Source organism: Vibrio sp. 2033, from assembly GCF_033339735.1.
On record NZ_JAWOVC010000683.1, the window covers coordinates 1 to 553 of the forward strand.

Genomic DNA, 553 nt, shown 5'->3' on the forward strand with positions numbered 1-553 from the left:
GCTGTGTGTATTGAAATTTGTCGCGCTGATTCTGATTGCGTCTAACGGCACTGTCTCTTTCAGCGTTGATTTCCTATTCTTGGGTTTGTTATCACTACTAAAAGCTGCTGGTGGCCTTCTGTTCTGGGTATTGTTGATTCGCGCAATCCTAAGCTGGGTGAGCCAAGGCCGTAGCCCAATTGAATACGTGTTCCATCAATTGACCGAGCCAATGTGCGCACCAATTCGTCGCGTGCTTCCTGCTTTTGGCGGCTTGGATTTGAGCGTGCTGGTTCTGTTCATCGGTTTGCAATTCGCAAACTTCTTGATGGGCGATATCATTGGTCCTATTTGGTTCCAACTGTAATGTCCGCAGCAGTTTGGCAAGATGGCGAGGACATCGTCCTTAAGCTTTATATTCAACCCAAAGCAAGCCGTGATAAGATCGTCGGCTTGCACGGTGAAGAGCTCAAAATCGCCATCACTGCACCGCCTGTCGATGGCAAAGCCAATGCTCACCTCACCAAGTTCTTAGCCAAGCAGTTCAAAATCGCTAAGGGTTTGGTTCACATAG

General features: G+C 48.3%; 2 protein-coding genes. Both read left to right on the plus strand.

Going from position 1 to position 553, the window contains the following annotated elements; genetic code table 11:
- On the plus strand, positions 1-346 hold a 346-nt coding region (locus tag R7P74_RS28485; protein ID WP_318124051.1), incomplete at its 5' end, for a YggT family protein.
- On the plus strand, positions 346-553 hold a 208-nt coding region (locus R7P74_RS28490; protein ID WP_318124053.1), incomplete at its 3' end, for a DUF167 family protein. The genes R7P74_RS28485 and R7P74_RS28490, both read left to right, overlap by 1 nt.